This window comes from Neobacillus terrae (assembly GCF_011393025.1).
Classification (GTDB): domain Bacteria; phylum Bacillota; class Bacilli; order Bacillales; family Cytobacillaceae; genus Neobacillus_A; species Neobacillus_A terrae.
Map to the genome: position 1 here is coordinate 51,337 of NZ_JAAOEO010000019.1, position 25,481 is coordinate 76,817.

Consider the following 25,481-nt stretch of genomic DNA (forward strand, 5'->3'; position numbering starts at 1 on the left):
TTAAGAAGTTTTATTCGGTTGAGAAGTTTGTAGATTGACGATACTTCTCCTCATAAAAGCGGCGAATTTTATTAAGAGTAGGCCGCTCAGGAATATGGTGTTTTTTTAATAAATCAGAGAAGGCTTTCTTGCCTGTCTCATATTCTTCTACTTCGTATTCTAACTCATAGTCCTCCATATTTAAATAGGTACTATAATCTAAAACGAGCAGACCGGATAGATATTTTACTTCAGCTCGTTTTGTCGTAAGAGCCCCAAAGTAAGCAAGCATATTAAAATTGACCCCTAATTCCTCAACGGCCATCTTTACTAAACCTTCAGGGAGCCTGCCTGCATTGAAAGCTTCATGTGCTTGAATGGAGGTAAGAATCTGGTTGGTTTCCAAAAGACCTTGGGAGGCTGGCTGTTTCAAAGTCATTTCATAGGAGCCCTTTTTTTGGCGAATTCTAAGTGCAGATCCTTTTTCCTTCAAAGCAAAATTAGCTGTGTCAAAGTAATGATTCTCCTGAGTGAAAAAGTTGTTTTCGTTTATTTGAAAGGCTTCTTTCAGCTGGTTATATTCATATTTCGTCAGCATATTTTTAAATTCAATTTCAAGATGTTGTGACAAGGTACTTTACCTCCTATATTTTTTCTTTATTATCTCTTTGATTTATGGCGACTGCAATTTCTGGGAGAATTGAACTGCTTATGCTAAAATAGGAGAGTATATATGGAGGTAGAAAATAATGAAAAAAAAGCTTCGAATAGACATAGCTAATTTAGAAAAGAACCAATTGCTGCTGTCTGCGGCTCAGCCTGTTTCAGGTCTTGTTCCTGCCGGGCAGATGCTTGTTGATTCTGACAGTTTCGCCTTTATTTACTTAATGGAGGAGAATGGTGATTATACATATATAGTTCTAATGGAAAACATTTGGCCATCTTTAAAAACTGCGCTGGACCAAAGGGCTGCGGTTATTTTATCAGATGGAACACAACAGATTAAACTTTTCAACTTTTTTGAAGAACTTGAATATTTAACCGATAATATTAAGGGTAATAGTAACTACGGAGAGGAAATGGTCACAAAGGTCGAAGCTGTTTTCTAATGCAGGATCACATATGTGATAAAGGAGAACTTGTAAATCCGTCATATCGGGAATAACTTGTTTTCTAATAAACAGCCATTCATCCATTAAGATTTTGTTTTAGGGCCGGGTGATAGAAAAATGAAACATTGGGATCAATTTTTAGCCCCTTATAAACAGGCAGTTGAAGAATTGAAGGTAAAGTTAAAAGGAATGAGGGGCCAGTTTGAAATGGACTCTTCCAATTCACCGATTGAATTTGTCACAGGCCGGGTAAAGCCTATAGCGAGTATCCTTGACAAAGCCAATAATAAAGGGATTGCCCTAGATAAACTTGAAGAAGAAATGCAGGATATTGCCGGACTAAGAATGATGTGCCAATTTGTTGATGATATTCATGGAGTGGTTAGTCTCCTGAGAAACAGGAACGATTTTGAGATCGTTGAAGAAAGGAATTATATCTCCAATAAAAAAGTAAGCGGCTATCGTTCTTATCATGTGGTGATCCGATACCCTGTTCAGACAATCCATGGTGAAAAAAAGATCCTGGCAGAAATTCAAATCAGGACACTGGCCATGAATTTTTGGGCAACGATCGAGCATTCGCTGAACTATAAATATAAAGGGGCTTTTCCACAGGATATAAAATTGAGGCTTAAGAGAGCGGCCGAAGCAGCTTTCAGGCTTGATGAGGAAATGTCGCTTATACGAGGAGAAATCCAGGAGGCGCAAGCATTCTTTACTAGAAAAAAAGATCAAAAGCAGGAAGATCAGAACTGATTAAATCTTATAAAATAAGGAGCTTGAAAAATGAAATTTGCCATCACCTCAAAGGGAGATCAAAAATCGAATACGCTTATGCATAAGATAAGAACCTATCTGCTTGATTTTGATCTTGTTTACGATGAGGACCAGCCTGATATTGTTATCTCAGTAGGAGGGGATGGAACCCTTCTCTATGCGTTTCACAGGTATAGCAGCCGGTTGGATAAAACGGCATTTGTCGGAATTCACACTGGTCACTTGGGTTTTTATGCTGACTGGGTCCCTGAAGAAATTGAAAAGCTGGTCATTGCCATTGCTAAAACTCCTTTTCAGGTAATTGAATATCCGCTCCTCGAGATCATTATCCGATATCAGCATGGTGGGAAAGAATCAAGGTATCTTGCTTTAAACGAATCCACTGTAAAAAGTATTGAAGGAACTTTAGTTATGGACTTAGAGATCAGAGGCCAGCATTTTGAACGTTTCCGCGGTGATGGCCTTTGCGTTTCCACTCCTTCAGGAAGTACAGCCTATAATAAGGCACTTGGAGGAGCCATAATACATCCGTCGATTGCCGCTATCCAGGTAGCTGAAATGGCTTCGATTAATAACCGGGTTTTCCGGACAATCGGATCCCCGTTAATTTTGCCTGCCCATCATACGTGCATGCTTAAACCTGTCAATCTGTCGGACTTCCAGGTGACCATTGATCATTTAACACTTCTTCATAAAGATGTGAAATCGATTCAATTCAGAGTTCCCGAAGAAAAAATCCGGTTTGCCAGATTCCGGCCCTTCCCTTTTTGGAAAAGGGTACATGATTCGTTTATCGCAGATGGAGATTGATAAGACATGTCATCGCAATTTAGCTTGGACTGGGAAATTAATAGCAGCAGTGAGGGTAAACTCATCCGGCACTTTTTAAAGGAACATGAGATTTCTAAAACCGCCCTTACGGATATTAAATTTAAGGGTGGAAAAATCCTCGTGAATGCACAGGAAGAAAATGTTCGGTACATTCTTAAGGCGAATGATCTTTTAACGGTTATCTTTCCTCCTGAGGAAACTTCAGATGGGCTGAAGGGGGAAAAAATACCCCTCGATATCCTATATGAAGATGAGTATTTGCTTGTCGTTAACAAGCCTGCAAATATGAATACGATACCTTCAAGGGAACATCCCACAGGGAGCCTGGCAAACGCCCTGGTAGGATACTATCAGATAAGAGGAATTCCAGCTACTGCCCATATTGTTACCCGCCTTGACCGTGACACATCAGGTATTGTCCTTATTGCGAAGCACCGCCATGTTCATCATTTAATGAGTAAGCAGCAGAAAGCAGGGCAAGTGAAGCGAATGTATGAAGCCTTAGCTAGCGGGGGATTTCCTGAAGATCGGGGCACCGTTAATCAGCCAATTGGCAGAAGATCGGACAGTATTATCGAAAGAGAGGTCCGGGAAGACGGCCAGTATGCCTGCACCCATTACAGAGTTATTCAGCGTTTCAAAGGCTGCACCCATATTGTACTTCGTCTGGAAACAGGCCGTACGCATCAAATTCGCGTTCATATGGCCTATTTAGGACATCCCCTACTAGGTGATGATTTATATGGGGGAGAAAGAAGTATTATTCAGAGACAGGCCCTTCACTGCAAAAAACTAACTTTTATCCATCCATTTACTAAATTTGAAATGTCATTAGAGGCCCCGATGCCCGATGATATGATCTCGATTTTAAAAAGGCTGCCCTAAATAAACAGGCAGCCTTATATTTTATTCTTCGTCAATCTTTCTGAACTTTTCTTCTGTAAAAGGCATAGAGGAGGGGACAGATACAAGTTCCATTTCAGGATATCTTAAGGCTGTCAGTTTTCCTCCAAATACACAGCCAGTATCAATATTGTAGGTATTGTTCACAATCCTTGGCTCCTCAACTGGCGTATGTCCGTATACTATGACGGCTTTACCCTGGTAATTCCTTGCCCAATCCCTTCTGACCGGTGAACCGTCCGGATGCTTTTCACCAGTAATATCTCCATATAAAACAAAGGTTTTAACTCGGGAATTATTTTTACCTATATAATCCTCACGAATACCGGCATGGGCGATGACCAGCTTTTTATCATCTAGTATCAAATGGAGCGGGGCAGATTCATAAAGAGCTACGAATTTGTTTCTTATTTCACGCTGGACCTTCTTTTCAAGCGATTGGAATTCCTCTACTGTAGTTTCCAGACCGTGTGTTATCTGAACCTTGTTCCCAATGAAAAAGCGGTATAACTTATTACAATGGTTTCCGGGAACATAGTGAGCAGTTTTCTCCTTAACAACCAATCTCCATACAAGTTCAACTACCTTTAGTGACTCTGGCCCCCGGTCAGTGAGATCACCTACAAAACCCAGTATCCTGCCATCAGGGTGAAGAGGAATTCCATTATCCCATTTATAGCCCAGCTCCTGTGTAAGGGTATCAAATTCCTTATAGCATCCATGTATATCACCAATAATATCGATTTTCAGTTGAATCCCTCCCTTTTATGCATCCTTATGATTAGTTTTTCACTTTACCCTTCATTTATAATAGATGAAAACTATTTAAAAGATTTATATAGGATGTTTTGCTGAATAATCTTATTTGATGGGGGAAAAGGAGGAGTTTTTATGGAACATTCATCAGTTACATCGCTGGTCATTGTGATTGTTGCGGCATTTGTTACTCCAATCATACTTCATAAATTGAAATTAGGCTTTATCCCGGTTGTAGTTGCAGAAATTATCATGGGTCTGATTATTGGAAAAAGCGGTTTTGATCTTATTGGTAAGGATCCCTGGATTGCAACACTTTCCACACTAGGGTTTATTTTTCTGATGTTTTTGAGCGGCCTGGAAATTGATTTTACTGCTTTTACCGGAAATAAGAAGAGAGGGATGCTGCCCTCTGGGAAACGGGAGCCGAATACATTTGCTGTAGCCGGGCTTATTTTCGCAGGAATATTTGCCGTTTCACTGGGACTGTCCTATTTATTTGTGGCTGCAGGTTTTATTCATAATGCATTCCTTATGACTCTTATCATTTCAACGATTTCTCTTGGAGTTGTAGTGCCTACCCTAAAGGAAGCGCATCTGATGAAAACAGGAATTGGCCAAATTATTCTGCTTGTGGCAGTTATTGCAGATCTTGTCACAATGATACTGCTCGCTGTTTTTGTCTCACTAAATGAAAAAAGCCATGGAAATACATGGCTGCTTCTTGTTTTATTTGCAGCTGGGATTGGCCTTTATTTTATAGGCCGCGGCTTTAAAAACAGAGCCTTTCTTGATGCTTTGTCTAAAGGAACAGTTCAGATTGGTACAAGGGCAGTTTTTACACTAATTATCGTTTTGGTAGGGTTATCTGAAACCGTTGGGGCAGAAAATATATTAGGAGCCTTCCTTGCTGGTGTACTGGTGTCACTTTTGTCTCCTAATCAGGATTTGGTCCATAAGCTTGACTCGTTTGGTTATGGATTCTTAATACCGATTTTCTTTGTTATGGTAGGGGTTAAACTGGACGTTTGGTCACTTTTCAGTGATAAAAGATTACTTATGCTGATTCCGCTTTTATTAGGGGGGCTGCTGTTATCTAAGCTTTTGCCCGTCTTTTTGCTAAAAAAATGGTATGACACCAAGACAGTGATTTCTTCAGGCTTTTTGCTGACAAGTACCTTATCGCTTGTAATTGCTGCGGCAACAATTGGGGAAAGGATGAAGATTATTACTCAGCAAATGAGCGGCACGCTTATTCTAGTTGCAATCATTACGTCAATAATCACTCCAATTGTTTTTAAAAAGCTGTTTCCAAAGGAAGCTGCTGCCGGCAGAAAAATCAAGGTGGCCTTTATTGGGGCAAACCAGGTTACCCTTCCGGTTTCACTCGAGCTCAAATCCTCTATATATGACCCTGTTCTTTTTCATACCAAATTGGATAAATCAGAAGAGCAGATTTCTAATTCCTTGTTTGAAATTAGAGAAATAGAGGATTATTCTATAGAGACGCTTGAGAAACAGAATGTATCTGAGACTGATATTGTTGTTGTCTCTACAAAGGATGAGGAAGTAAATGCTAGATTAGCCTTTAAACTCAAGGAACTGGGAGTAGAAAGAGTGATTACCCGAATTGAAACTCCATCTCTTGAGGAAGGCCTCCGGGCTAGGGGAGTGGAAACCTATTCACTTTATATGTCTACCAAAGTTCTGCTGCGGGCACTAATTGAGTCTCCCAGCATTATGAATATTTTAACCAATCAGGAGACAGCTCTTCATGAAATTTCCATGCAAAATAAACGTTTTGATGGTATGACAATACGGAAATTTCCTTTTACAGGAGATATTATCTTTGTACGCATTTTTAGAGGAAAGGACTCAATTATTCCCCATGGCGATACTGAACTGCAGTTGGATGACCATTTAATCGTGAGCGGTTCGAAAGAGTATGTGACTGATTTGAAAAGGGAACTTGAGTTTTGCGAAACTTGCTAGCATTAAAAACACGTGTGAGGCTTTTCATTTTTGCCGTGTTAGTGTAGAATTAGTACCAACTACTAATAACATGTAATAATAGGGGGATTTAATAATGACTCTTTCTTTAGCTGGAAAAACATACTTAGTCATGGGAGTAGCAAATAAACGAAGCATTGCATGGGGTATTGCAAGATCCCTTCATAATGCTGGAGCAAGGCTTATATTTACATACGCTGGTGAAAGACTTGAGAGCAGCGTACGCGACCTTGCTGGCTCACTGGAAGCTGAAGGTACTATTGTTTTGCCTTGTGACGTTACAAGCGACGAAGCCATTGCCAAATGCTTTTCTGATATTAAAGAACAAGTTGGAACGATTCATGGCCTCGCTCACTGCATCGCTTTTGCTAATAAAGAAGAGCTTAGCGGAGACTACATGAATACAACTCGTGATGGCTTCTTGTTAGCTCACAATATCAGCTCTTATTCCTTAACTGCTGTTGCAAAAGAAGCAAAGGATTTAATGACAGAAGGCGGAAGCATCGTTACTTTAACATACCTTGGCGGAGAACGGGCTATTCAGAATTATAATGTAATGGGTGTTGCTAAAGCTTCATTAGATGCAAGTGTCCGGTACCTTGCGTCTGACCTTGGTAAACAAGGAATCCGCGTTAACTCCATCTCTGCAGGCCCAATTCGCACACTATCAGCTAAAGGAATAAGCGACTTTAATTCCATCCTGAAGGAAATTGAAGAAAAAGCGCCTTTAAGAAGGGCAACAACTCCAGAAGAAGTTGGCGATACAGCAGTATTTTTATTCAGTGACCTATCCCGTGGCATTACTGGGGAAAACATACACGTAGATTCCGGTTACCATATACTTTAATAATAACGGAAGCCTCTCGGTGCGTGCACTTGAAGGGTCTCCTAGGACCCGCTTTTACTACTGGAGTCTCGTACCTATGATTCCCTTCAACATAGCTGTTATAGCCACATTACAAACCCGCTTCTATTAAGAGGCGGGTTTGTGTGATTTTAGAATCAGGATAACCATATTATTATATATCCTTTCTAAATCGTTTTTGATTGGGGGATAAAGCTTGCTAAGGCCAATAATTTTTCTAGCAAAAAGAATTGAAAAAATTGTTATTGCCTGTAAAAAAATTGCCGTTGGACTTAAACTGCAGATGACTTAACAAATTCAAAAATATAGAAAAGGTCTAAATAATAGGCTCTTTTCGTAAACTTTGTTTTTATGCTTCGGTGAATCGGCAGGCGCGGAGAAAATGCGAATGTATTTTCGCGGAGTCTCGCCTATTTTTTACTCACAGTTTCTTAAATTTGCAGCGAACTTTTAGAAAAGAGCCAAATAACAAAACAAAAATGATCCTAGTAATTTATTTTGGAATCTCTTGTATTATTTATGAGATCTCTAGCAGGTCTACTTCTTTGTTTCCACTGCTTCTTTCATTCTATATAAGGAATCCTGATAGTGACTGAGGGCTACTTGCGTATCATTAAATAATTCCGTGTACTTTAAATGCAATTTAGAATCCACTTATTTCACCTTTTTACTCTTCGTCATTAAATTCCTCAACATTATCAAAATGCTTTTCATTAGCTATTTTATCTTTCAGAGAGAAAAGCGTTTCAAGTTTTCTTAGTAAAAGCCACTCTTTCATTATTACAGAATCAATTATCCTATTTACAGAGTAATTAAAAGCGAGGATATCCTGGTTTGAAGGTGCTGTTTGGAAATCTACATTTTTTCCGACAATGCATTAATTTTTTCAGCTTCAGAAGAAATTAGGTGGGCGAGAGCTGTTTCCTCTGCTGCGATTGATTCCAAGAGTTTGGCCATTATTGCTTCAGTGGGAGAATTTTTGCTTATAAAATATCCGGAATCAACACATCTCATTACCCCTTAACGTTAATGTTTCTAACATTATATGACCAGTTTTGCAGGGAGTATAGATTTATTTTTATCTATACAAAAAACTTAGGGAGCATGCCGGCTTAAGGAAACATTGAGTTAATTAAAGAACCCAATCGTACTTCTTCTCATATTATATTTATGATTTTGAGGGAGGGTAGCCACATGAAGGAAAGTAAAAAAATAAAAGCCGTAATTCCAATGCTATATGTTTATCAGCCATTTATGAAACCGCCTAAAGCACAAATGCAGAACAGCTATAAAACCTTAGCAAATGGAGATGATGTACCGAAGAAGCCGCCTGGAAAAAAACAAGAAATTGAAATCGAAAACAAAATTGAGAAAAAAGATAATGATGTTAAAGAAAATAATTTAGATGAGCTGGTGTTCAATTCGAATGCGGAAAGTAAGGAGCCCAGCTATGAAGCTGTTTTAGATTACGCCGAAGTACAAGGTGAAAAAATAGAGGGAAATATAAAAGAGGAATTTATAACAAGAGAAAAAGACGGGAAACAAGAAAATAATAAAACAACTTCTATGAATAAAACTAACTTTCGTAATTTAGACTTAAAGGGAAAATGCGAATATATGAAGATCATTCCATATCCAGTTGCTAAAATTCGTTATATTTTTATTGCAAATGATAAACAGTACCTAGGTTACTTTATTTCTAAGATTGAAGGAGACTTGCTTATCTATAGCATTGAGACAAAGGAATATTTGCGAATTTCGTATGACTCTCTGATTGATATAACATTAAATGGTCTTTAATTCTTTTGGGTAAACCTATTCAATTGTCAAGAAAACGAGTTGATTGAAAAATACTATTCACCTTTATAAAATAGTCCTTTATTCCACCATTATTGGCGGGATGAAGGGCTATTTTTGCTGTTTTGGCAATTTGCGGTCATATAAGCGTGTTCCCTAAACTAGCCATATTGTGGTACCTGGCGGACAACCTCATTAAAACGTCCAAAAAAATGATTCTATGTTGAAACCGTATTCTGAGGTTATATTTAATCCTTGACTGGATCTTCAATGGAGTATCCAAGAAACCAATGATAAGCATTGTTCATCTGAACCTCTTGTTCCATCTTATGTTCTAAGCTGGTAATGAAAAAATAGGGTAAAACCAATGTACCTTCAACTTTCCTTTTTTATAAAATTCTCTGGTATCAGGTGATCAATAGAAGCAGCCACTTGTTTTGCGCGATTATTCCTGTTAATTCCCTTCATTCTAATCGTGTCCTTTCCAACACTTTTATTCATCTTTAGGGATATAAACGCAAAAAAGGCTGTTGATTTTCAACAGCCTTGAGGTTTACATTTGTAAACCTCATTTTGCTAATTACTTCATCATGATGTCATTACAGCGTCTAAGCAAGTTACACCACAGAGGCAATGCAGATCCAAGGTTATACAGACACCTGTACGTTTAAAGATTGTTTCATCTGGTAGACATTTGATTTGATCACAAGGATCATCAAAGTCCTCCCCAGGGTCTTGATTAGTAGTTAATAACTCCAATGTGGCACAGCAATCATCATCTACTGAGGTGACCCTGAAGAAGAAAGTCTGGAAGCATTTAAGCTTGACTTTTCCTCCATTTCCCCGGGATTTAAGTTTGACACCTGTTGCCTTGAAAGGTTCACATCCACCACAATACAGAATAAGTGGTATTGTATCTAAATTTGATGATACTGGTGAAATGCCATTTAATAATTCATCAATGGATTTCTCACAGCTCGTATTACAACCAGAAACTGTAGGAGATACTTCATCCTGAACATCAGCAATCCTTCGAAGTACTGTGCATACACAATTGTCACCACTATGTGATCCGTGACTTCCACAAACCATATTTTCCACTCCTTATATTTATTTTAGACTTATTGTCCTTAATAGAATATGAGGGCGCTTTTTTTTGGTGTGGGTATTAGTCTATTTTGCTCAAAAGGCGTTTAGGAAAAGGTAATAAAAGTTTGTTTATACATATGAGCGAAGCCTATTCACACTGTTTTTACCAGCATATAATGGTGCGATGAAGCATATATGCAATGAGCCAGGTTGCTTATTAAAGGAGGAAAGACATGGACAGCTGGCTGGATTTTATACTGTTAGTTTTTGCTAGCTTACGTTTAACCCGCCTAATTGTTTATGATAAAATAACTGACTTCATTCGCCGCCTCTTTCACTCCGAGGTCGAGGAAATGGCTCCGGACGGAAGAGTGGAAACATACATTGAAATTAAGGGCAGTGGACTCAGGTATTGGATCGGGGAACTTTTAAGCTGCCATTGGTGTACTGGATTTTGGTCCACATTAACACTTTATCTTGCGTATAAATTAATTCCAACTATTTCATTACCCGTTATTACCGTTTTTGCCATTGCTGGATGTGCATCTTTTTTTCAGTATTTTTTAACCAAAGAATAATCTATATAGAAAGGATAATTTAAAAATGGAAGGATTCGAAAAGGAAAAAGCAAAAGAATCACAAAATCAGGTGAACGAAAATAAAAAAGTTCGACCGCAATATATGAAGAGGCGTAGAAAAGCTGGTGGCTGTGGCTGCGGAAAAAAAACTAAATAGATAATATAGAACACTCATCCATTAAGATGGGTGTTTTCCTTTTTAAGATAAAAATACTAAAAGAAATACATATAACGGTTGTAATTGTTGAATTATAAAAGTACAAACCTTCAGTCGATTGCATGGGTTTATTTTAAGTTGTACATAAGAGGGTCAAGGATGGTGAAAAATTTGAAAAAACTTTATTGGCAAATCAGCACTACAGTGTTTATGGTTTTTTTCCTGGCAGGCTGTGGAGCGGACAACGGGAATGGGAGCAATAATGCTCTTCTGAATGCAACAAATCCGAAACCCCTAAATATCGCAGCAAAAGGGAAAGATAACGCAGAAACGATAAAGAAAGATGTTAGCTCAATGCCTGAGATATACGATGTTGCGGTCATTGAAGGAAAAAAAGATACTCTTATTGCTTATAAGGTAAAGCATATGCAAAGGTTTCGGATGAAAACAATAGAAAAAAAACTCAATAAAAGACTTGAGAAAAAGTATCCGAAAGAAAACTTCACTGTTTCAAGCGATTATAAAATATTTCTTGAGGCGGTCAGGCTAAAAGAGCGGATCCATAAAAAAGGCCTTCCTAAAGATAAAGCCGAAAAGGAATTGCAAAAAATTATTAAGCTGCAGATGGAAATGACCTAAGGGGGAAAAAGTATGGGAAACAAGCAAAATAAAGTAACACCTGAACAGCAGAAATACCAGCAGCTGCAAAAGAAGCATGAATTAAAGAGACCTGTATTAAAAAACTGTATAAAAGCATTTTTGGTAGGCGGGCTTATTTGCCTGATTGGCCAGGCAGTCAGCTATTTTTATATTTACTATTTCAATTTTACCGAGCAGACATCGGGAAACCCTACAGTAGCAACAATGGTTTTCTTTTCAATGCTCTTAACCGGTTTTGGCGTATATGACCATATTGCACAATTCGCGGGTGCAGGAAGCGCAGTCCCTGTAACAGGATTCGGTAATGCTATTATTTCCGCGGCTATTGAGCATCGGACAGAGGGTTTTGTTTTAGGTGTTGGCGGCAATATGTTTAAGCTTGCCGGTTCAGTTATCTTATTTGGTGTCTTTTCTGCATTTGTAGTTGCGCTTATTAAAACATTATTGGTGATGTGGGGGGTTTTGTAATTGTTAAAGGGGCATCAAACCTGGGTTTTTCAAAACCGTCCCGTAATAGCTTCAACGGGGGTATCCGGTGGACCCTTCGAAGCAAATAGCCGTTTGGCTAATGATTTTGATGTTTTACATGAGGATTTGTGGATGGGACAAGATTCATATGAAAAAGCTCATCGGGTTTTAATGGAGGAGGCTCTGGAAAAAGCTCTTGAAAAAGGGGGCTTACAAAAAGAGAAAGTGCAATTCCTTTTGGCAGGGGATTTAATTAATCAGATTACGCCATCCAGTATGGCAGCAAGGACAATGCAAATTCCCTATTTTGGTCTGTTTGGTGCTTGCTCTACTTCCATGGAGGGGCTTGCGCTGTCTTCCTTCATTATAGATAATGCTGGAGCAGATTATATACTAACTGGAGCTGGAAGCCATAACTCTGCTGTTGAAAAGCAATTTAGATATCCAACTGAGTATGGAGGTCAAAAGCCTCCAACCGCTCAGTGGACAGTTACAGGAGCAGGGGCTGCACTCATTACTAAGAATGATGGGACGTTCAAAAATCCGGTTACCACTTCCGCCACAATTGGGAAAGTGGTTGATATGGGATTAACGGATCCGTTTAATATGGGCGGGGCTATGGCACCCGCTGCAGCTGATACCATTCAGGCCCACTTCCGGGACATGCAAATTGAGCCAAACTATTATGATTTGATTGTTACAGGGGATTTAGGGAAAATTGGCCAGGAAGCCACCTATGAAGTTTTAACAAAAAGCGGCCTCCAAATTGATAGAGAAAAGTTTCAGGATTGCGGATTACTTCTTTATAAAGAGGACCAGCCCGTCCAGGCAGGGGGAAGCGGTGCAGGATGCTCTGCAACCGTTCTTTACGGCCATCTCTTAAATCGGATGAGGAATGGTGAATTTAAAAGAATTTTAGTTGTTGCCACTGGTGCATTGCTTTCACCGCTGACCTTTCAGCAAAAGGAAAGCATACCGTGTATTGCTCATGCTGTATCCATTGAAATGCAGGGAGAAAAGGGGTGAAGTTATGCTGGCTATGTTTTTTTGGGCATTTGTAATTGGCGGATTAATCTGTGTGATCGGCCAGCTGCTAATGGATATTGGAAAATTAACACCTGGGCATACACTTAGCTTATTGGTAGTAGTGGGGGCGGTGTTGGATGGACTGGGCCTATATGAACCATTGGTGGACTTTGCAGGTGCAGGAGCAACTATCCCCATTACAAGCTTCGGAAACTCCCTGGTGCATGGAGCACTGCAGGAAGCACAGCGGCATGGTATAGTAGGGGTGCTGACAGGGATGTTTGAGGTAACAAGCTCAGGTATTTCTGCTGCCATCGTTTTTGGATTTATAGGAGCATTAATTTTTAAACCAAAAGGATAAAAGCCTAAAAGCAAAAGAGTTTAGTAATTGGGCTGTTAACTAAAACAAACCTAGGTAGCTTGCCTATACACATATATGTACTTCCTCATATGTTGGTAAGGAGAAACCAAAGTGAGGTGACTGCATATGTTCTGGGGCTGTGGTGGCTACGGATACGGCGGCTATGGATACGGTGGAGGATATGGTTCCACTTTTGTTCTAATCGTCGTATTATTCATCCTTTTGATCATTGTTGGCGCTAGCTTCTATTAATCCTTAATAGCGGCAGTTTGCCAAAAGAAGGGCTGTACACATGGTACAGCCCTTTTCTTATCACACTTTTTTCGTTCCTTCATACAATAAAGTAGTTTATGAAGGAGCGTGATCATTAAATGGATAATGGATTTTTTAAAAATATTGAAAAGAAAACCGGCGTCAATATGAAGGATATCTTTGAGCTGGCTAACTCATTGCAGAACGCGAATTTTAAGGATGAAAAAACGGTAAGGAATGTAATCCGCAGGGTTTCTCAAATTGCAAACAGACCTGTTGCAAAGGAAATGGAAGATAAAATTGTTCAGTCCATCGTAAACGATGGTAAGAAGCTTGATTTCAATACAATCTCACAAATGCTTAATAAGAAATAACAGAAGGGGACCCAGATTATTGGTCCCCTTTCACTTTAATATTCACATTCCCTTTTCTCGACTGCACTTTTAAAATAGGCTGCAAAAAGCGGGAGCGGTTTGCTTTCTTTCCTCTTCTATTCTCAGGAACGGAAATAAACAATTTTTCTTTTGCCCTAGTTACCGCCACATAGAGAAGTCTTCGCTCTTCCTCAAAAGGCTTGTTGTCTCCATTGCGGTAGCTTTCTAATGCATAATCATGAGGTAGGCTCCCATCAACAGCCCCTAAAACATAAACCGTGTTATATTCAAGGCCCTTGGAGCGGTGGATAGTGCTTAAGGAAATTGCCTGATCAAAATGCTTGGCTAATTTTTTTATTTCTTTATTCATGGCCGACATATGCTCCGTATGCTCAAGCAATTCCTGAATGGAATCAAAATTTCTCGCAGCAACCTTTAAGTCTTTTACATCGTCAGAACCCTTATCAAACATATTGCCTTCGTTTCCTCGTTTTTTTAAGTAATCCTGGAAACCTATCTCTTTGTCGATTGCCTCGATTGCTTCAAGAGGCTTTTTATGCTTAAGAGTACGAATAATACTAACCGTTTTCTTTAACTTTCTTTCCTGAAAGGCATGTCCTGTTTTCAGGTGAAGTAGAGCTTCCAGAAAGCTGCAATCTTGAAGGATACTTGAAGCCTTTAGGTCACTAAGAGCATTTTGCTTTAGAAATAACGGTGCTATAACATATGGAAGGGCCGTCTGATCATCTTCATTTAAGCTTAATCTAAGAAACGCCAGAACACTTTTTACAATACGTCTTTCATAAAAGGATTCAGAATCCTGATCAAGCTTAAAAGGAAGAGAAGAGCTGGCCAGTCTTTCAAATACGGCTCTTGCACTAGAATGAGTGCGGAAGAGAATCGCAAAGTCACTGGGATTGGCACCTGCCGCTATTCTCTCCTGAATATCTGTTACAATCATGGTCGCCTCTTCCTCTTCATCATAAGGAAAGAAAAGGACGGGCTGGTGACCTGATTCAAATTGTGGTTTCATTTTTTTCGCACGGCGCAATTTATTTGCCGTAATAATATGGTTTGCAGCCGAGACGATTTCATTGGAGGAGCGATAATTTTGATCGAGAATGGCTACTCTGGCCCCCGGAAAGTCTTTTTCAAACTCCAAAAGGTAGGAGGGATCGCTGCCCCGGAAGGAGTAGATACTTTGATCATCATCTCCAACGGCACACACATTTTTGTTTTTGCCTGATAAAAGTTTAATTAATTCATACTGAACCTTGTTGATATCCTGGAATTCATCAATTAAAAAATATTGGAATCTACTTTGATAATTGTCCAAAATCTGTGGATAATTTTTAAAAAGCTGATAACATCCCAGAAGCATATCATCGAAATCAAATAATCCTTCACGCCTTTTATAGTCTTCATACTTTTCATAAAGGAAGACAGCTTTTTCTTCCCATTCAGTAGTAGGGGTAACATCAGCAGGGAACTTCATGGAGTTTTTCCAGAATCCAATTTGCTGAAGGACAAGGTCAAAGGCAAAATCCTTGTCGGACAGATCGAGCGCCTTTCCAGCCTCTTTAATAATTTTTTCTTTTTCCCATTCTCTTTTTAATAATTTGTTTGAAGCCCATTGGTTAGGCTCATGAAACATAAGGATACGATAAAAAATACTATGAAAGGTACCGGAAACCAGGCGATTCACTTTCCTGCTGTCCAAACCAGGATAGGTTAGCAGTCGGTTTTTCATTTCGGCAGCTGCCTTTGTTGTGAAGGTAACAAGGATCATCGAGCCAGGATCAATTTTCAAAACTTCAAGCATGTAGGCAGTCCTTGCAGTTAGCACCCTTGTTTTCCCGCTCCCCGCCCCAGCCAATACGAGCAGCGGGCCATTTGTGTCCATAACCGCAGACGCCTGGCTGCTGTCCAGATTTACTCCTGTTTCTTTGAGCTGCTCCAAATATATTGGTACTGAATCCAGGGTGCTATTAAGATTTTTTTCCGGAAGAGTGAGGCCAAGAGAAATATGCTTCGCAGGCTGAAAAAGGGAAGGGGACATTGGTTTTTCTTCCGTTATGGATCTGGAACGCGGCAGCATAAAGCCATTATGTTCAGAAGAGACTTCCCTAGATGCTTGTGGTGGCGCTGCAGCTTTTACAGGCTCTTGGCATATTTTATCTTTTGAAATCATATGAAAAAAGCAGGGGAGTTTTTCAATTCCCAGATAGAGTGTCATATTTTCATGACATACGGGACATTGAAGGTCTCCATTTTTTCCTGCCAGATATATTTTTTGGAATTGAGAACGATCAAGCAGATCTAAATTAATTAGCCTGCCGTTATATAAAGCGGTTTTCATACTGTTTCCCTCATTTAAAATACAAAATCACACAAAGTCTATCTTAACAAAATTCCTGGCAGCCTGAAAGCATCTTTAGGTTTATTTCCATATCAAGTTGGGTACATAAACAGTGAGAAACTTACGAACTATATAAAAAAAAGAACTGGGGTGCGGAAAATGGGATATATTGCTCCTATTAATCAATATGAATATGCACAATATCAAAATAGAGAAATAGGTGTCTCCTACGATCCTTATAAAATACTTCCGGTTGCACGCATAGCACCAGCAGAGAAGAGGGCGGCCCTTGCGCATACTGAAGTAGCTCAAGCCCCGTTTTTTATAATGCCGGAAAAACCTTCAAAGAAAGCTGTTAAGCAAGAACGCGTCCAAAAAATATACGGAGAAATGACTGGCCGCGGCCGATTGTTTAATGAATCAGTTTAACTAATTTAACCTAATAAATAAAAGCTCTTTTCCAGGTAAGACAGGAAAAGAGCTTTTTTATATACTCTTGAAATCATAATTGCTTAATCATGGTTTTATGAGGGATCCCAGCATCCATAAACTCCTCAGATACCGTTTCATATCCAAGTTTGCTGTAAAAAGGGATCGCATGAGTTTGAGCATTGAGCTTCAGTTTCTTGATTCCGTTTTCCTGTGCATATGCCTCTATTGCATTCATAACTGCTTGGCCTGCACCGGTTTGTCTTTGCTCTTTTAGAACGCAGATACGCTCTACCTTCCCGTAACCATCTACAACACGGAATCTGCCGGCTCCCGCAGGGAAACCGTCCCTATACAGAACAAAGTGAGTGCAGTCATTTTCATATTGATCAATTTCTTCTTCAGCAGGTACATTCTGTTCTTCTATAAAAACTGTTTTCCGGATTGAAAATGCGTCCTCCAGTTCCATCCGGTTTACTGCGATTTTCACGTTCATTGAATGTTATACTTCCTTTCCCAAACGGAATGTTTCATATACAGTCCATTGACCGTTTTCTAGCTGATAAAGCAGGTGGAAACGATCAACTGTTTCTTCGTGCTCCATATCTATCATACGCAATGAACCGTAAACATCGGAATGTTCGTCATCGGAAAGGTCCTGTCCGATTGTAATATGCGGTACAAATGCATAATCATTTGAGTCCCTAACTTTTAATTCTCCGTTAATCTCCTGGTGAAGTTTCTCAAGGAAAGATGTTGGCTCTATCTTAAGGTAAATAACTTTATTTGCTGGATAAAAAGAACTGATTTTTATTGTTTTTAATGTAAAAGGATTATGTTTTTCTGAAATAGTCTGCAGTTTGCCAGCCAATTCCCGTGCTTCTGTATCAGTTGCATCAAATGAACTTTTTAAGGTCAAGTGAGGAGGAATTAAGGCATAATGTGAATCATATCTTTTTCGGTAGGAATTAGCTTTATCCTGTAGCGATTTTGATGGGAAAATTACAACACCATACTTCATACATTTACCTCCATTAGTGGGAATTACTTCTTTTATTATAGATTAAATAATTTTAGAAGAAAAAAGCGGCTTCTTTGGAAAAGGCTTTCATACTATTATAACAAATTTCTGAAAAATATTAATTTATTTGCCCATATGGTTATGAGCATGTGGTCAAAACATTTTCTTCAAAGCACGCTTTAAGTCAGGCTGCCAATGCTTCCACGTATGATCCCCTTCAAATTCTTCATAAAAATAAGGAAAAGAACGGCTTTTTAAAAGGTCTGACAGCTGTCGATTTGGCGTCAGGAAATCACTGATTTCTCCGGATGTAGTTTTAACTTCTGTTTCCTTAGTCCCTATAACATGGTAAATATCAAGAAACTGCGGTTCACTAAAGGCTGTTACTCCATTTAGAACCTTTTCATCAACATACGGAGATTGGAGCAGTACTTTACCAAATGTATGCGGATACTGAAGTGCAGTAATGAGAGAGACAGTGGCTGCCAAAGAATCGCCAATAAGAGCCCTTGTGGACCCCATATGATAGGTAGGAAATTCACTGTCTAATAATGGGACGAGCTCGTGTGATAAAAATCGAGTATAAGAATCCTGCTGATCCCCGTCCGGGTGATACTTCCTACGCCGATCCTTAACATTTTTATAAGGGATTCCGGCAATAATGATATTTTCAATATCACGTTCATACAGGAGTTCGTCAGCTAACCTTCCTATTCGGCCAAGCTGAAAATAATCACGTCCATCCTGAGCAATAAGAAGGGAATACTTATACAGCGGAGAAAAGTTGGCCGGCAGGTATACCAGGACATCCATTTTCTCTCCCAGGGCTTTACTATCAATGGTAATCTCATTAATGGTTCCTCTTGGAAACTCCATTCAAAACTCCCCCGTTTCTGCAGTGAAGCATTTTATTTATATATTTGAAGTTTATCATAATTAGAACAGAAAAGCTTTTGAAGAGGGGAAGGGTTTTTCAAGAGATATAAAGAATAAGTGTAGCAGAACACTTTAGTAAAGGGAGATAGAAGTATTATGATTCAATCAGCATGGCAGCTTTTAAAGGATGTTAGAGGTATTACTATGGAGATACTAAATTCCATTCCAGAGGAATTAACGGATGTTGTTCCAGAAGGATTTAATAATTCAGTCAGATGGAACGCAGGCCATATCTTGCTTGACCAGTATTTATGGTTCTACCATAAAATCAATGATGAAATGCCATTAAATGAGTTTTCAGCCTTCTTTGGATACGGAACTTCCCCAAAGGATTGGAAGGACCTTGATTCAATACCTTCAATGGAAACGATTAAACAACTCATGGAGGAGCAGCCATCGTTATTGATAAACACCTTTGAAAACCGCTTCGAAGAAAAACTACTTTCTCCATCCGAGCATGGTATCACTACAATAGGAGATGTCATTGCCAGAACACTTTATCACGAAGGTATGCATACAGGTACTTTAATCGCAATGAAAAGAAAGCTGCTATCGAATATTCAGTAGCTTTTAATGAAGCAAGCGTTTTTCAGGCATAACGGATAAAATGTTCTCCATGCGGAAGGTCCTGACCTGGTGGCGCAAAAGACAATAAGCTCTTACTGTATTATTGTTTATTTCCTTTATAATCATTTTTCTCTGGGAAATCTGCTGCTTTTCAGAAAGATAAATAACCTCAAGCGGCAGTTTTTCCTCAAGAGAACGTAAAAGTAATCCATTCATGATTTATCACTCCTTTGTTACTATTATATACGAACAAACGTTCTTTATTCAAATAAATTGAAATTTATTTTAGGTTAGGAAAAACGTTCTTAAGAAATCTAAATAATAGACACTGAGAAAAGAAAGGTAATAAGCTATTGACTTTCTAACCAATTCAAATATAATTATTAATGTACTAAATAAGCGATCTGATAGTTCAGCGGGAGAATACTTCCTTGACAGGGAAGGGGTCGGGGGTTCGAATCCCTCTCAGATCATAAGATAAAGAGCCAGAAAACCTTGAAATAACAATGGTTTTCTGGCTCTTTTGGTTTTCCTGAATCCTAACAAGGAAATCTGTTGCTAACATTTTGCTAACATTGATGTTTATTTAATGTTTCCTGAAATATATCAGCAACATCGTTTTGAATGTTTGGTAACAGATGAGCGTAAATCTCTAATGTAATCTTAGGATTTGCATGTCCTAATCGTGCAGAGATTTTTACAACATCTATGCCACTTGAAATCAAAATGGAGGCATGTGTGTGCCTGATATCATGAAATCGTATCGATGTCACTCCTGATATAGAAATTAGTCTTTTCATTGTCCTTAAAAGATTTCGTGGGTCTTGAACTTTTCCCAATTCTGTTGAAATGACTAAGTCTTGATCCTGATAAGCATCATTAAGTTTTGTTTTATCTTTATTTTGGTTGGATTTATGTAATAAAAGCTCTCTAATTACTTCATCAGATATTGGTATCTGTCTTACCGAGTTTTTAGTTTTTGGGGTAGTAGTAACATACCCCATACTCGGAATGTGAGATACAGTTCTCTTTACATAAACAACTTTTTTTGTGAAATCAATATCATTCCATTTTAGGGCTAGTAATTCTCCTTTCCTCATACCTGTATAAATTGCTAAAAAAAGGTAATATAACTTCTCTCATTCTTACAGCTATTTAAAAAGGTATGAATTTCATTAATGGACCAAATATTCATTTCCTCTTTAATTACCTTGGGAGGGTCTGACTCTGAAACAGGATTATGCTCGATTTTTTTCCATTTTACAGCTTGGCTAAATGCTTGATAGAGCATTTGATGCATCTTTCGAATATAGTTGGTACTGCAGTTTTCATCAAGTTTCAAATTATAAAATAAATCAATGTCTTGGACAGTTATTAAGGAAAGCGGCTTTTGAGAAAAGTTATTATCTAATAAATGTTTTTTCATCATGTACTCTCTACTACTCTTTGTAGTTTCCTTAAGTCTTTTCTGGTAATGTTTATAAAACCATTCTCTAACCTCAACAATCTTTCATAGGAATTTCTTTAGATAATCCAGATTTAGTAGAAAGTCATAATTGTCGTCACGATGCCTGTATTACTATACCTGATGGTTTTGATAAAGAAATACATAATAATATACAATTTAGAAAGTTAGAAGGTGGGCAGTACGCCTTGTATCAATATTATGGTACTCCTGGTATGTTGAATATTGGATATAAATATATGTACGAACAATGGTTGCCAAATAGTGACTATGAACCTGATTACGATAGACATAACCTTGAATTTAGTATGAATAACCCCGATGAAGACTCAGAAGGGAAATCTAAGGTTCATTTATTTGTACCAGTTAAAAAAAGAATATTTTGAACGGGTGCTTATGTTAAGTAAAGGTGTTGCTGCGGCAGCATCTTTTTTCTTATTAAGCTAAGGGGCAGGGTAGTTCAAGAAGGAAATAACCAGGATTGATAGAATAGAATATTGAATAAAAGTAAAGCCTGAACAAATTTGGAGGGGGAAATGCAATTAAATTTAAATTTCGAAGCTAAAGCAAAAATTTGTGGTGTAAAAACACTTATCTTCTATCTACTTGTCTTTTACTTTGTATGGGCTTTGAAAGAATTATGGGTAATTAATTATTTTCATTTATTTAGTGAAACAACCTATGCTTTATTTAATGCATCAGCTAAAGTTTTGGTTTGGATAGTTCCAGCTTGGCTTTATGTAAAGTATTATCTAAATACCAACCCAATGTACTACTTTAATATGAACATCAATGTTAAAAAAGGGTTGTTTTGGGGTATTATTCTTTCTTTATGCTATGGTTTATTGTGTTTTGCCATTGCAGTTTATCTTGATAAACAAGGAGTATTTCATTTCTTATTGCCGTTGGACAGTTATATTGATGGGTTCCTTGTGGTCGGGATTACCGAAGAGATAGTGTTTAGAGGACTTATCCTAAAAGAGATAAATAAAAGAATTTCTTTTTGGAAAGCAAATGTTATTACGGCTTTATTATTCTTGTTTATACACTATCCGATTTGGATCCATAACGGAACATTTTTTCATTTTGCGTCTCACGTTTTTATTTTTCTCCTTGGCTTAATCTTTGGTTATATTTACAAAAAAACAAGCTCACTATGGTCCGTGGTTATACTACATTCATTCTACGACTTTTTTATTAGCGTTTTATGAATGCTATCACTACATTATTATTTGCAAGATTGTGAAGAAATGTACTTAAACAAACGGGGGCTTTTGTCGAATAAGATGTTACAAAAAGAACTCCACATGAAGTGAATACAACAATGGTTCTTTTTTTATATGAATTTCATAATTAAGGTTTTTAATACAACATTTTATAAAAAAACCTTGGGAGAGGTCCCAAGATTTCTTCAATTATAATCAAAAACAATGAACACTTGCTGTCTTTTTTCTTATTCTCTTACGGATTTCCTTGTATAGGATACAATTAACTCCCCTGTATATTTGAGTATAATCAAAAGGAGAATTGAATCAACTTTGAAGCTTTTGTCTTAAATAACTTACTTCTTGAACATTGCATTATACTTTACATAGCTAAAAATTATATTTAAAAGGGGGCAGAGTTAACTCGTGGAAATGAGTATACAAAAATTGGCTTTCTAAATGACTATGATATAGTTCTAAAGCAATCACTGCTTCGTTTTTTAAAGATTTAATTTTGCTGATTTCATAAAGAATATCAGCTTTTATCAGACCATCATAGTTACTTTCTAAAACATTTAGTGCATTTTGAAATAAAAGTAAAGCACTATCACTATCTTTTGTATATTTTTTTAGGAATTTACCTTCTAAATAATAATTTCTGGCAATAATCAATTTGGTTTGTATGTGCTGCAGTAAAGGTTTAGTCCTATTAATTAATTCATGTATGAATGACATATCTACATCTTTTTTTAATAAAACATATATACCCAATTGCATTAACGATAGACCAGTTTCTTTGTACTTATCCATTTGACAAATCAATTCAGTATCAGACCAAAATTCTTCTCTTAATTTAATCGTTAAATCAGAAGTAGGATATGAAGTGAGAAGAGTGTAAATGGTTAAAGCCCATCCCCGAAGTATTCCATCTTTATCCTTATTTTGTTGTAATTTTTCTCTCAGCGAGAGTAAATCTTCTCTAATATCACTTATTGCTGTGTTTTCTAAAAATCTTATAAGGATCTTGATATATTCCGTTTCAAGAGGGCTAATCAAATGGTGCTTAACATTATTAATGCATTTTAAGGCTTTATAATAGGCCCCCATATAGACATGAAGTATCGAGAGGTTAAAATATATATTGTCTCTCTCTTCCTTTGTAATAGTTGGATTTTCTTTAGAAAGTTCCAAAGCTTTTTCCAAAAGAATGACACTTTGAGAAACTTTTTTTTGGGAAAACAAAATACTAGCAATGGCGCTGTATGCTTTTAGTTTCATTAGTAAGCTGTAATTACTTGAGTCTTTGGATTCGATCACGTTTGTTAAAAACTCTATGGCAGACTCTGATTGTTGTGTATTCAAATAATAGATCCCAGCAAGAAAATTGAAATCAATTTTTCTGCTTGGTATTTGGTATGTAACTATATTTTCTTTAAAAGTAAAAAGTTCGCTTTTTACTCCTTCCCAATGTTGCAAACCGATTAAATCATTTATTTTTTGTTTTTGATAGTCAAGCTCTCTTATTTTGACATCGATGTTAGGATCGGAAAAAAAACTCAGAGGTGTGTTAAGTTTCCTGCTAAATTTCGTAAGGTCTTCCACAGATACTGATATATGTCCATTTTCTATATTACTTATCTTTCCTACAGAACAAATTCCTTTAGCCAGTTCTTCTAATGTCATTCCGTTTTCTTTTCTTTTTGCTCGTAATTTATCTCCAATATTATTATGTCTAGGTATTTGGGTTTTCATATATTCTCCTATGAGTCTTTATAGTAAGATAGATCATTTTAAATAGTTACATTTTACTATAATAATCTATGGAATAATAATTTTAATGTATAGAAATAAATTTTTTTTAGAATTTTTTCAAAAAAAGCATTGAAATTTTATGTAATCCTGTTATACTTTGGTAATGTTGGTTCAAAAGTACTAGATCTGGTATATGTGTGATGGAGAACAGCGAACCTGTTGCTTATTAACATTACCCAATTCGTTTTGCAAGGGATATTAGGATTTTTGGTAGCGAACCTGTCAAAAAGCTAAAACACTTCCTTTTTCTTGAATGTAAATTCTCGAAAAGAAGTGTTTTTTTATTTTGAAATAATTTGAAACGGTAAGGTTAATTAGTGCTTATGTTGGAGTGTAATTGTTTGTTAGAACAAATAAATGAGGAGTAAGAATTAATGAGCAATGATGCACAAAATTTTTCTATTCTGGTAAGAGAACAATCATTTTTCCATGAGTATCAACCTTTATGGAATACTAAATCCAAAAAAGTCTTTGCTTATGAGGCATTATTACGTACTGAACCGAGGATTAATCCAGTCCTTATTTTTAAACAGGGGAGAGAAAAAGGGGTTTTATATGATTTTGATACTGCTTCCATTTCGAAATCTATTAAGAAATATCCTGATTCGTATTGGGATAACTTTTTCCTTTTTGTTAACATATTCCCTTCGACTATTATTCATCCTAAATTTACTGAATTTATCGAGGGTTTAGTTAACGAATATCCTATCATAAAAGGCAGAGTGATATTCGAAATTAATGAGGACCCAATAGAATCGAAACTATGGAATGAAGAAAATTTTATTAACGGTTTACTTTTTTTAAAGAGCATGAAGTTATTGATTGCTCTAGATGATTTATCTTTCACCTCAAATGCTTTTGAGAAAATCATTCAGATTAAACCTCACTTTGCGAAGTTAGATCGAACTTGTTCAGAAAATCTAGCAAAGTCGCTAGAGAAACAAACAGACATTGAATCTTTTCTGGCTATTACAGATAACCATTCGGTTGTGGTGCTTGAAGGCATTGAAAAAAAAGAGGATTATGTCACTGCGTGTAACTTAGGTATATTAGCTGTACAAGGATACTATATTTCGAAGCCTCAAAGGTTATAGTGAATGCGTAAGTTTCTTATGAATATCTTAGCTAAGAGTAAAATTATGAGGTTACAAAAACAGCAATATTGGGAGAAAGCAATCATGAAAAGGACTTTTGTTTTATTTGAAGCTCGTAAAACTTTTTATGGAATTGACATTAAAAAAATAGTATCAATTGAAAAGAAAAGTGATGTAATCAATCTACCTAAAACCCCTGAATATATGGTGGGTATTGTAAACATTAGAGGCAAAGTAGTACCTGTAATAGATAGTTATCATGTGTTTTATAACTATAGGATACCTGCTGATGCAGTTACTCGATATATTTTATTAGATGTTAATGGATTAACAATTGCATTAATGGTAGAGGACACAAATGAAATAATTAGCATTGATAGTGACTCAATAAACCCTGTTAAAATGTTGAATGATAGTCCATTTTTTGAGGGGATCGCCCTGGAAGGAGAACGTATGATAACAATATTAAATATTGAAGAAATAATTTCCAATCTTAAGAATTTGGATTATATCCGGGGAGAATACATAAATAATCATTATGAAACCGAAGAGAATTTGAATAATATATAACCTTAATACAGCGGGAGGACTAACAACT

Annotated in this window: 33 protein-coding genes, 1 tRNA gene and 1 pseudogene; 23 read left to right on the plus strand and 12 right to left on the minus strand. The window is 37.2% G+C overall.

Translation table 11 applies throughout. From position 1 onward, the window contains the following. Positions 1-10: 10 nt before the first annotated feature. The gene (locus G8761_RS20630; protein ID WP_166029859.1) at positions 11-610 is read right to left on the minus strand and encodes a CYTH domain-containing protein; all 600 of its coding nucleotides are present in this window, start codon (positions 608-610) and stop codon (positions 11-13) included. A 118-nt stretch (positions 611-728) separates the two neighbouring features. Here G8761_RS20630 and G8761_RS20635 point away from each other — a divergent pair, with 118 nt between their 5' ends. The 4 genes from G8761_RS20635 to G8761_RS20650 all read left to right on the plus strand — a co-directional run bounded on the left by G8761_RS20635 (position 729) and on the right by G8761_RS20650 (position 3,584). Next, positions 729-1,088 carry a UPF0738 family protein gene (locus G8761_RS20635; RefSeq protein WP_166029860.1) on the plus strand — a complete coding sequence of 120 codons (360 nt, stop codon included), beginning with the start codon at positions 729-731 and terminating at the stop codon, positions 1,086-1,088. Between the two features lie 120 nt (positions 1,089-1,208). Beyond that, positions 1,209-1,847, plus strand: coding sequence for a GTP diphosphokinase (yjbM, locus tag G8761_RS20640; RefSeq protein ID WP_166029861.1), 639 nt, complete (start codon positions 1,209-1,211; stop codon positions 1,845-1,847). Between the two features lie 30 nt (positions 1,848-1,877). Then, on the plus strand, positions 1,878-2,678 hold the full coding sequence (locus G8761_RS20645; protein WP_166029862.1) for an NAD kinase: 801 nt from the start codon (positions 1,878-1,880) through the stop codon (positions 2,676-2,678). Between the two features lie 6 nt (positions 2,679-2,684). Further along, positions 2,685-3,584: an RluA family pseudouridine synthase gene (locus G8761_RS20650; protein WP_166029863.1), complete on the plus strand. Its 900-nt coding sequence runs from the start codon at positions 2,685-2,687 to the stop codon at positions 3,582-3,584. 21 nt (positions 3,585-3,605) lie between these two features. Here the strand turns inward: G8761_RS20650 and prpE are convergent, their stop codons facing one another. Then, on the minus strand, positions 3,606-4,352 hold the full coding sequence (prpE, locus tag G8761_RS20655; RefSeq protein WP_166029898.1) for a bis(5'-nucleosyl)-tetraphosphatase PrpE: 747 nt from the start codon (positions 4,350-4,352) through the stop codon (positions 3,606-3,608). A gap of 141 nt (positions 4,353-4,493) precedes the next feature. Between prpE and G8761_RS20660 the strand changes: the two genes are divergently transcribed. Both G8761_RS20660 and fabI read left to right on the plus strand, forming a co-directional pair. Next, positions 4,494-6,350 carry a monovalent cation:proton antiporter family protein gene (locus G8761_RS20660; protein ID WP_166029864.1) on the plus strand — a complete coding sequence of 619 codons (1,857 nt, stop codon included), beginning with the start codon at positions 4,494-4,496 and terminating at the stop codon, positions 6,348-6,350. Between the two features lie 94 nt (positions 6,351-6,444). Next, a complete protein-coding gene (gene fabI, locus G8761_RS20665) occupies positions 6,445-7,215 on the plus strand; it encodes an enoyl-ACP reductase FabI (RefSeq protein ID WP_166029865.1) in 771 nt (256 codons plus the stop codon). Between the two features lie 685 nt (positions 7,216-7,900). Here the strand turns inward: fabI and G8761_RS28280 are convergent. Then, positions 7,901-8,107: an alpha-helical endospore appendage domain-containing protein gene (locus G8761_RS28280; RefSeq protein WP_476638936.1), complete on the minus strand. Its 207-nt coding sequence runs from the start codon at positions 8,105-8,107 to the stop codon at positions 7,901-7,903. Between G8761_RS28280 and G8761_RS20670 the strand changes: the two genes are divergently transcribed. Together G8761_RS20670 and G8761_RS20675 are read left to right on the plus strand one after the other, a co-directional pair. Then, positions 8,081-8,257, plus strand: coding sequence for a hypothetical protein (locus G8761_RS20670; RefSeq protein ID WP_166029866.1), 177 nt, complete (start codon positions 8,081-8,083; stop codon positions 8,255-8,257). The two genes, G8761_RS28280 and G8761_RS20670, sit on opposite strands and share 27 nt — an antisense overlap. A gap of 170 nt (positions 8,258-8,427) precedes the next feature. Next, the gene (locus G8761_RS20675; protein ID WP_166029867.1) at positions 8,428-9,033 is read left to right on the plus strand and encodes a CotO family spore coat protein; all 606 of its coding nucleotides are present in this window, start codon (positions 8,428-8,430) and stop codon (positions 9,031-9,033) included. Between the two features lie 585 nt (positions 9,034-9,618). Here G8761_RS20675 and G8761_RS20680 read toward each other — a convergent pair. Then, a complete protein-coding gene (locus G8761_RS20680) occupies positions 9,619-10,122 on the minus strand; it encodes a CotY/CotZ family spore coat protein (protein WP_166029868.1) in 504 nt (167 codons plus the stop codon). 230 nt (positions 10,123-10,352) lie between these two features. On the opposite strand from G8761_RS20680, the gene G8761_RS20685 reads away from it, so the two are divergent. The 8 genes from G8761_RS20685 (at position 10,353) to spoVIF (ending at position 13,995) form a co-directional block, all read left to right on the plus strand. After that, positions 10,353-10,697, plus strand: a complete 345-nt coding sequence (locus G8761_RS20685; protein WP_166029869.1) for a DUF1360 domain-containing protein — start codon at positions 10,353-10,355, stop codon at positions 10,695-10,697. A 25-nt stretch (positions 10,698-10,722) separates the two neighbouring features. Continuing rightward, positions 10,723-10,854, plus strand: coding sequence for a hypothetical protein (locus G8761_RS27710; protein WP_275940728.1), 132 nt, complete (start codon positions 10,723-10,725; stop codon positions 10,852-10,854). A gap of 159 nt (positions 10,855-11,013) precedes the next feature. Continuing rightward, positions 11,014-11,493, plus strand: a complete 480-nt coding sequence (locus G8761_RS20690) for a YhcN/YlaJ family sporulation lipoprotein (RefSeq protein WP_166029870.1) — start codon at positions 11,014-11,016, stop codon at positions 11,491-11,493. 12 nt (positions 11,494-11,505) lie between these two features. Further along, positions 11,506-11,982 carry a stage V sporulation protein AC gene (spoVAC, locus tag G8761_RS20695; protein ID WP_166029871.1) on the plus strand — a complete coding sequence of 159 codons (477 nt, stop codon included), beginning with the start codon at positions 11,506-11,508 and terminating at the stop codon, positions 11,980-11,982. Then, positions 11,983-13,008, plus strand: coding sequence for a stage V sporulation protein AD (gene spoVAD, locus G8761_RS20700; protein WP_166029872.1), 1,026 nt, complete (start codon positions 11,983-11,985; stop codon positions 13,006-13,008). Positions 13,009-13,012: 4 nt separating this feature from the next. After that, positions 13,013-13,369 (plus strand): stage V sporulation protein AE, encoded by a 357-nt coding sequence (gene spoVAE, locus G8761_RS20705; protein ID WP_166029873.1) that lies wholly within the window; start codon positions 13,013-13,015, stop codon positions 13,367-13,369. 126 nt (positions 13,370-13,495) lie between these two features. Next, complete coding sequence (locus G8761_RS20710) at positions 13,496-13,621, plus strand: YjcZ family sporulation protein (RefSeq protein WP_081680076.1); 126 nt, start codon at positions 13,496-13,498, stop codon at positions 13,619-13,621. A 119-nt stretch (positions 13,622-13,740) separates the two neighbouring features. Further along, positions 13,741-13,995, plus strand: coding sequence for a sporulation-specific transcription regulator SpoVIF (spoVIF, locus tag G8761_RS20715; RefSeq protein ID WP_166029874.1), 255 nt, complete (start codon positions 13,741-13,743; stop codon positions 13,993-13,995). A 16-nt stretch (positions 13,996-14,011) separates the two neighbouring features. On the opposite strand, the gene G8761_RS20720 is transcribed toward spoVIF, so the two are convergent. After that, complete coding sequence (locus G8761_RS20720; RefSeq protein WP_166029875.1) at positions 14,012-16,354, minus strand: UvrD-helicase domain-containing protein; 2,343 nt, start codon at positions 16,352-16,354, stop codon at positions 14,012-14,014. A gap of 159 nt (positions 16,355-16,513) precedes the next feature. Between G8761_RS20720 and G8761_RS20725 the strand changes: the two genes are divergently transcribed. Continuing rightward, entirely contained in the window at positions 16,514-16,783 is a 270-nt protein-coding gene (locus tag G8761_RS20725) for a hypothetical protein (RefSeq protein WP_166029876.1), read from the plus strand. A 73-nt stretch (positions 16,784-16,856) separates the two neighbouring features. Here G8761_RS20725 and G8761_RS20730 read toward each other — a convergent pair whose 3' ends face one another. From G8761_RS20730 to G8761_RS20740, 3 genes are all read right to left on the minus strand, one after another. After that, positions 16,857-17,279: a GNAT family N-acetyltransferase gene (locus tag G8761_RS20730; RefSeq protein ID WP_166029877.1), complete on the minus strand. Its 423-nt coding sequence runs from the start codon at positions 17,277-17,279 to the stop codon at positions 16,857-16,859. Positions 17,280-17,285: 6 nt separating this feature from the next. Continuing rightward, a complete protein-coding gene (locus tag G8761_RS20735; protein WP_166029878.1) occupies positions 17,286-17,804 on the minus strand; it encodes a YjcG family protein in 519 nt (172 codons plus the stop codon). A 153-nt stretch (positions 17,805-17,957) separates the two neighbouring features. Next, a complete protein-coding gene (locus G8761_RS20740) occupies positions 17,958-18,680 on the minus strand; it encodes an alpha/beta hydrolase (RefSeq protein ID WP_166029879.1) in 723 nt (240 codons plus the stop codon). Between the two features lie 156 nt (positions 18,681-18,836). Here G8761_RS20740 and G8761_RS20745 point away from each other — a divergent pair, with 156 nt between their 5' ends. Further along, positions 18,837-19,307, plus strand: coding sequence for a DinB family protein (locus G8761_RS20745; RefSeq protein ID WP_166029880.1), 471 nt, complete (start codon positions 18,837-18,839; stop codon positions 19,305-19,307). Between the two features lie 3 nt (positions 19,308-19,310). Here the strand turns inward: G8761_RS20745 and G8761_RS20750 are convergent, their stop codons facing one another. Beyond that, entirely contained in the window at positions 19,311-19,523 is a 213-nt protein-coding gene (locus G8761_RS20750) for a WYL domain-containing protein (RefSeq protein WP_166029881.1), read from the minus strand. A 185-nt stretch (positions 19,524-19,708) separates the two neighbouring features. On the opposite strand from G8761_RS20750, the gene G8761_RS20755 reads away from it, so the two are divergent. Further along, positions 19,709-19,780: transfer RNA gene (locus G8761_RS20755), tRNA-Val, on the plus strand. Positions 19,781-19,876: 96 nt separating this feature from the next. Here G8761_RS20755 and G8761_RS20760 read toward each other — a convergent pair. Both G8761_RS20760 and G8761_RS20765 read right to left on the minus strand, forming a co-directional pair. Continuing rightward, positions 19,877-20,407: a site-specific integrase gene (locus G8761_RS20760; RefSeq protein WP_166029882.1), complete on the minus strand. Its 531-nt coding sequence runs from the start codon at positions 20,405-20,407 to the stop codon at positions 19,877-19,879. A 14-nt stretch (positions 20,408-20,421) separates the two neighbouring features. Then, positions 20,422-20,814, minus strand: coding sequence for a tyrosine-type recombinase/integrase (locus G8761_RS20765; protein WP_166029899.1), 393 nt, complete (start codon positions 20,812-20,814; stop codon positions 20,422-20,424). On the opposite strand from G8761_RS20765, the pseudogene G8761_RS20770 reads away from it, so the two are divergent. Together G8761_RS20770 and G8761_RS20775 are read left to right on the plus strand one after the other, a co-directional pair. Continuing rightward, positions 20,805-21,158, plus strand: a pseudogene (locus G8761_RS20770) (AraC family transcriptional regulator); the annotation flags it as partial. The gene G8761_RS20765 and the pseudogene G8761_RS20770 overlap by 10 nt on opposite strands. Before the next feature lie 150 nt (positions 21,159-21,308). Continuing rightward, entirely contained in the window at positions 21,309-21,983 is a 675-nt protein-coding gene (locus G8761_RS20775) for a CPBP family intramembrane glutamic endopeptidase (RefSeq protein WP_166029883.1), read from the plus strand. A 384-nt stretch (positions 21,984-22,367) separates the two neighbouring features. Here G8761_RS20775 and G8761_RS20780 read toward each other — a convergent pair whose 3' ends face one another. Continuing rightward, the gene (locus G8761_RS20780; protein ID WP_166029884.1) at positions 22,368-23,729 is read right to left on the minus strand and encodes a helix-turn-helix domain-containing protein; all 1,362 of its coding nucleotides are present in this window, start codon (positions 23,727-23,729) and stop codon (positions 22,368-22,370) included. Positions 23,730-24,163: 434 nt separating this feature from the next. Between G8761_RS20780 and G8761_RS20785 the strand changes: the two genes are divergently transcribed. Both G8761_RS20785 and G8761_RS20790 read left to right on the plus strand, forming a co-directional pair. Beyond that, complete coding sequence (locus tag G8761_RS20785; RefSeq protein ID WP_166029885.1) at positions 24,164-24,883, plus strand: EAL domain-containing protein; 720 nt, start codon at positions 24,164-24,166, stop codon at positions 24,881-24,883. 84 nt (positions 24,884-24,967) lie between these two features. Beyond that, positions 24,968-25,453 carry a chemotaxis protein CheW gene (locus G8761_RS20790; RefSeq protein WP_166029886.1) on the plus strand — a complete coding sequence of 162 codons (486 nt, stop codon included), beginning with the start codon at positions 24,968-24,970 and terminating at the stop codon, positions 25,451-25,453. Positions 25,454-25,481 lie beyond the last annotated feature (28 nt).

What these genes read in the sequence shown, in the direction of transcription:
- G8761_RS20660 (WP_166029864.1), top strand. Translation starts at nt 4,494, where the DNA reads ATGGAACATTCATCAGTTACATCGCTGGTCATTGTGATTGTTGCGGCA.
- G8761_RS20645 (WP_166029862.1), top strand. Translation starts at nt 1,878, where the DNA reads ATGAAATTTGCCATCACCTCAAAGGGAGATCAAAAATCGAATACGCTT.
- G8761_RS20720 (WP_166029875.1), bottom strand. Translation starts at nt 16,354, where the DNA reads ATGAAAACCGCTTTATATAACGGCAGGCTAATTAATTTAGATCTGCTT.
- G8761_RS27710 (WP_275940728.1), top strand. Translation starts at nt 10,723, where the DNA reads ATGGAAGGATTCGAAAAGGAAAAAGCAAAAGAATCACAAAATCAGGTG.
- G8761_RS20675 (WP_166029867.1), top strand. Translation starts at nt 8,428, where the DNA reads ATGAAGGAAAGTAAAAAAATAAAAGCCGTAATTCCAATGCTATATGTT.
- spoVAE (WP_166029873.1), top strand. Translation starts at nt 13,013, where the DNA reads ATGCTGGCTATGTTTTTTTGGGCATTTGTAATTGGCGGATTAATCTGT.
- G8761_RS20750 (WP_166029881.1), bottom strand. Translation starts at nt 19,523, where the DNA reads ATGAATGGATTACTTTTACGTTCTCTTGAGGAAAAACTGCCGCTTGAG.
- G8761_RS20775 (WP_166029883.1), top strand. Translation starts at nt 21,309, where the DNA reads ATGCAATTAAATTTAAATTTCGAAGCTAAAGCAAAAATTTGTGGTGTA.
- G8761_RS20730 (WP_166029877.1), bottom strand. Translation starts at nt 17,279, where the DNA reads ATGAACGTGAAAATCGCAGTAAACCGGATGGAACTGGAGGACGCATTT.
- G8761_RS20740 (WP_166029879.1), bottom strand. Translation starts at nt 18,680, where the DNA reads ATGGAGTTTCCAAGAGGAACCATTAATGAGATTACCATTGATAGTAAA.
- fabI (WP_166029865.1), top strand. Translation starts at nt 6,445, where the DNA reads ATGACTCTTTCTTTAGCTGGAAAAACATACTTAGTCATGGGAGTAGCA.
- G8761_RS20710 (WP_081680076.1), top strand. Translation starts at nt 13,496, where the DNA reads ATGTTCTGGGGCTGTGGTGGCTACGGATACGGCGGCTATGGATACGGT.
- G8761_RS20690 (WP_166029870.1), top strand. Translation starts at nt 11,014, where the DNA reads ATGGTGAAAAATTTGAAAAAACTTTATTGGCAAATCAGCACTACAGTG.
- G8761_RS20735 (WP_166029878.1), bottom strand. Translation starts at nt 17,804, where the DNA reads ATGAAGTATGGTGTTGTAATTTTCCCATCAAAATCGCTACAGGATAAA.
- G8761_RS20635 (WP_166029860.1), top strand. Translation starts at nt 729, where the DNA reads ATGAAAAAAAAGCTTCGAATAGACATAGCTAATTTAGAAAAGAACCAA.
- spoVAC (WP_166029871.1), top strand. Translation starts at nt 11,506, where the DNA reads ATGGGAAACAAGCAAAATAAAGTAACACCTGAACAGCAGAAATACCAG.
- G8761_RS20685 (WP_166029869.1), top strand. Translation starts at nt 10,353, where the DNA reads ATGGACAGCTGGCTGGATTTTATACTGTTAGTTTTTGCTAGCTTACGT.
- yjbM (WP_166029861.1), top strand. Translation starts at nt 1,209, where the DNA reads ATGAAACATTGGGATCAATTTTTAGCCCCTTATAAACAGGCAGTTGAA.
- G8761_RS20785 (WP_166029885.1), top strand. Translation starts at nt 24,164, where the DNA reads ATGAGCAATGATGCACAAAATTTTTCTATTCTGGTAAGAGAACAATCA.
- G8761_RS20760 (WP_166029882.1), bottom strand. Translation starts at nt 20,407, where the DNA reads ATGAGGAAAGGAGAATTACTAGCCCTAAAATGGAATGATATTGATTTC.
- G8761_RS20725 (WP_166029876.1), top strand. Translation starts at nt 16,514, where the DNA reads ATGGGATATATTGCTCCTATTAATCAATATGAATATGCACAATATCAA.
- G8761_RS20790 (WP_166029886.1), top strand. Translation starts at nt 24,968, where the DNA reads ATGAAAAGGACTTTTGTTTTATTTGAAGCTCGTAAAACTTTTTATGGA.
- G8761_RS20780 (WP_166029884.1), bottom strand. Translation starts at nt 23,729, where the DNA reads ATGAAAACCCAAATACCTAGACATAATAATATTGGAGATAAATTACGA.
- spoVIF (WP_166029874.1), top strand. Translation starts at nt 13,741, where the DNA reads ATGGATAATGGATTTTTTAAAAATATTGAAAAGAAAACCGGCGTCAAT.
- G8761_RS20680 (WP_166029868.1), bottom strand. Translation starts at nt 10,122, where the DNA reads ATGGTTTGTGGAAGTCACGGATCACATAGTGGTGACAATTGTGTATGC.
- G8761_RS20745 (WP_166029880.1), top strand. Translation starts at nt 18,837, where the DNA reads ATGATTCAATCAGCATGGCAGCTTTTAAAGGATGTTAGAGGTATTACT.
- G8761_RS20650 (WP_166029863.1), top strand. Translation starts at nt 2,685, where the DNA reads ATGTCATCGCAATTTAGCTTGGACTGGGAAATTAATAGCAGCAGTGAG.